This window comes from Komagataeibacter kakiaceti JCM 25156 (assembly GCF_000613305.1).
This window is the reverse complement of the sequence record NZ_BAIO01000261.1, coordinates 1-3,236: the sequence shown is the minus strand read 5'-3', so window position 1 is coordinate 3,236 and position 3,236 is coordinate 1. Positions and strand designations below refer to the sequence as shown.

Here is a 3,236-nt window from a genome sequence, read left to right as displayed (position 1 = left end):
CCTGTGTCGCGGCCTATGAGGCCGTGCGCGCCATTGGCCCCCATGTCGCGATTGTGGATGAGGCCATCGCCACGTCATCCTACACCCGCATGTTCCTCAACAGTGACTGGGCGGCGCAATATTCCTTCCTGCGTGGCGGCGCGCTGGGTTGGGGCATGCCAGCCGCCGTGGGGGCCTCGCTTGGGCTGGGGCGTGAACCGGTTGTCTGTCTGGTCGGTGATGGTGCGGCGCTCTATTCCCCGCAGGCCTTGTGGACCGCGGCGCATGAGCAGTTGCCGGTCACCTTCGTGGTGATGAATAACCGTGAATATAACGTGCTGAAGGGCTTCATGCGCGAACAGACGCATTATGTCTCGGCGCGGGAGGGTAATTTCCTCGCCATGGATCTCAATGACCCGCCAATCGATTATCAGGCGATGGCCCGGTCATACGGGCTGGAATCACGCCTGATCACCCGCGCGCAGGACATCGCCCCCGCGATCGAAGCGGCCATGGCGTCTGGCCGTCCCCATCTTGTGGAAATCCTGATCAGCACCGTCTAGGGGCTGTGGAGATAAATCTGTTTAAAAACAACTGGTTGATGGAAAAACGAAAGTCCCCGGCCGCCGCCCTGTTTCAAGCAGTCCCTAACGGATGGGGAAGGAACAGGCCGCAGGCATCACGTCCGGTCGTTCACCGCCGGGATCGACATGCAGGGTCAGCCGCATTACGGCCGCGGCCAGATGCGCGCCGCTGGTGTGCATGGAGGCCTTGATGTCCACGCCCTGATTATTGTCCATGACCACGACATTCCGGCCCCGGCCCATCGTGGCCTCCGCGCGGACAGACCAGTAGGTGCCGTTCAGGTCGGACAGGCGGGCAAGGTTGTACACCTTTCCATCCCCCTTCAGCCGGCTGTAGCCAAACCCGACCGCACCGCCGCCCGTCACCTTGACCGGATAGGAGTGGGGTCCGTAGTACAGCCGCCCCTTGCCCCAGGAATAACCACCGGCAAGGGCCGCGTCATGCAGGGTGAAGCACAGTTTGGCCGTCCGCTGCCCCAGCGCGTCCGCGGCCCATGCGGATGGGGTGGCCAGAAGTCCAGCAGCAAGAATGACAGGGGCTGAAAGCAGAGCTGGTCGCACGGTATGTTCCTGCTACGATATGCTGGCTGGCGAGCATGGTGGGAATCGGAAACGCCCCGGTTTTGACTGACCGCAGCGTTCATTGTTTTTCAGTCGATTATCCTTAAAAGGCAACCCCTGTCTGATGCAGATCTGCCGCCGATCCCTTCTTGCGGGAATAAATGGACAGGTAAAGGACGTTTCTGATGTGTTCCGCCGTCATTCCCATGGATTACGATAGCCCGGCCTGCCGGTCCGTCCTGCATCGTATCGGGAGCGCGCGCCCTTTTGTTTATGGGCTGACCAATTACGTCGCGGCGACCCTGAGCGCCAATGTGCTGCTTGCGGCCGGCGCCGCGCCAGCCATCGGGGCCGCGCCGGGCTGGGCGTCCGGTTTTGGCGCCATGCGGGGGCGATGTGGATCAACGCGGCGGGACTGATCAACTGCACGGCGCGGGATATGTACACCGCCGCCGGGGCGGCGACCGCCCATCATGTGCCATGGGTTCTGGACCCCGTGGCCATGGGGGCGGGGGTGGATGAATATGACGCCATCATTCACGATCTGGCGATGCGGGATCCCACGGTGATTCGCGGTAATGCCAGTGAGGTCATGGCCCTTGCCGGTGGGGCCGCCACCGCGCGCGGCGTGGAAACCACGGCCTCCATCGCGCAGGCGGTGCCGCTGGCGCGTGAATTCGCACGGGCGCGCAATGTTATCGTGGCGATCAGCGGGCCAGAAGATCACATCCTCGCCCCTGATGGCCGGCACGTCGTTGTAAAGGGCGGCCATCCGCTGCTGACGGTGGTGACCGGAATGGGGTGCGCCCTGGGCGGTCTGGTTGCGGCAGCTCTTGCCGTTACGCCCGCAGGGGCCGACCGCCTTGCCGCCGTGGCGGCAGCGCATGCCCTTTATGCGCGCGCGGCGGAAATCGCGGCCCCTTCGGCGCAGGGGACCGCTTCCTTCGCCACGGGGTTTGTGGACGCACTGTCCCGCCTGCAAGACAGGACCGGGGCGGAAGCGCCCGACTGATCAGGAAATATCGGCCATGAGCGAGACATGGGCCGCAATGATCTTCCACCCCTGCGGCGTGCGAATCCATGTCTGGCTCTGTCGGCCAATCCGTTCGCCGCCATGACGACGGAATTCCAGATCAACCGTGCCGGTATCCGTTCCGATGGCCGTGATATGGCGGCGCAGCACATCGCGCGGGGGGGAGCCGCCCGTCCGGTTGCGGCGGAAGGCCGCGATTTCATTAAACCCGTATAATGTCTCGCCCACACCGTAACGCACCGTTTCGGGGCCGTGGTAGAAAAGGGTATCGAGTTCCGCGATGTCATTCGTGCCCAGCGCCGTTTCGTAACGATCGGACATGGCGGTCAGTTCCGCTACGGTCTCGGGCCGGTTCAGTTCAGGAGCCATGGGTTTTTCCACCAGAATATGAAGGTCATTCAGCCTTGGCCGGGGCGGCGGCAGGGCTGTGGTCGGGATCCATCACATTGATAACAGCCTCATCCGAAATGGATACCACTTCGGAGGGTTCGCGCCGTGCCGCTTCATCCGTCTTGCGCGCGACATCATTCGTGATGGCTTTAAGCTCCGCCACCTCGGCGCGTACGTCATTCAGGATTTCGATCAGGGCGGCATGATCTTCCGCCGCGCGCTGGTCGCTTCCCTGGCTCAGTACCGCGTTGCCCACCATAAGGGCGGGCAGGGCCACAAGCTGGATGCAGTTGCTTATATAGAGCAGCGTATTCTGCCACGCCGGCGCGGCAAGCGGGATCAGCGAAAACACCAGAAAGGCGTAAACGCACCAGATGCTCCCGAATATGATCGTCATGCGCACGGCGATGTGGTCGTTAACCTGACTGATGAGGGAGGACTTGTTCGATGGGTTCGGCATGGAAACCTGTTGTGGCGATGCGTTGCAGTGATCTGGCGGGTATGTCGCAAAATGGACCGTATTGCGCCTGCCTTAATTGGATAGGAATTATGCCGACATATAATGACATACTTCCGCATGGCAGGAGTCCTGCTGGACATGTGGCTCCGTCAGGACCGGGCCAAATTAATTAATGGCGGTTTTCTGGGGTTAGATGAGTTTTTTTGGCATATTTTTCATTTTGGGCGTT

At 61.7% G+C, this 3,236-nt stretch carries 6 protein-coding genes; 3 read left to right on the top strand and 3 right to left on the bottom strand.

The window, feature by feature from the left end; genetic code table 11:
- Positions 1-542: thiamine pyrophosphate-dependent enzyme (locus tag JCM25156_RS23940; protein WP_034959536.1), on the top strand; the 542-nt coding region annotated here is incomplete at its 5' end.
- A gap of 84 nt (positions 543-626) precedes the next feature.
- On the opposite strand, the gene JCM25156_RS11915 is transcribed toward JCM25156_RS23940, so the two are convergent.
- Positions 627-1,124: a hypothetical protein gene (locus JCM25156_RS11915; RefSeq protein ID WP_025813239.1), complete on the bottom strand. Its 498-nt coding sequence runs from the start codon at positions 1,122-1,124 to the stop codon at positions 627-629.
- Positions 1,125-1,309: 185 nt separating this feature from the next.
- Here JCM25156_RS11915 and JCM25156_RS32150 point away from each other — a divergent pair, with 185 nt between their 5' ends.
- Both JCM25156_RS32150 and JCM25156_RS23935 read left to right on the top strand, forming a co-directional pair.
- Entirely contained in the window at positions 1,310-1,543 is a 234-nt protein-coding gene (locus JCM25156_RS32150; protein ID WP_277909451.1) for a hydroxyethylthiazole kinase, read from the top strand.
- Positions 1,519-2,136: a hydroxyethylthiazole kinase gene (locus JCM25156_RS23935; RefSeq protein WP_277909450.1), complete on the top strand. Its 618-nt coding sequence runs from the start codon at positions 1,519-1,521 to the stop codon at positions 2,134-2,136. Before JCM25156_RS32150 ends, JCM25156_RS23935 begins: the two co-directional genes overlap by 25 nt.
- Here the strand turns inward: JCM25156_RS23935 and hpxZ are convergent, their stop codons facing one another.
- Both hpxZ and JCM25156_RS11895 read right to left on the bottom strand, forming a co-directional pair.
- Positions 2,137-2,526: an oxalurate catabolism protein HpxZ gene (hpxZ, locus tag JCM25156_RS11900; protein ID WP_025813238.1), complete on the bottom strand. Its 390-nt coding sequence runs from the start codon at positions 2,524-2,526 to the stop codon at positions 2,137-2,139.
- A gap of 25 nt (positions 2,527-2,551) precedes the next feature.
- Entirely contained in the window at positions 2,552-3,007 is a 456-nt protein-coding gene (locus tag JCM25156_RS11895) for a hypothetical protein (protein ID WP_025813237.1), read from the bottom strand.
- Between the last annotated feature and the right edge of the window lie 229 nt (positions 3,008-3,236).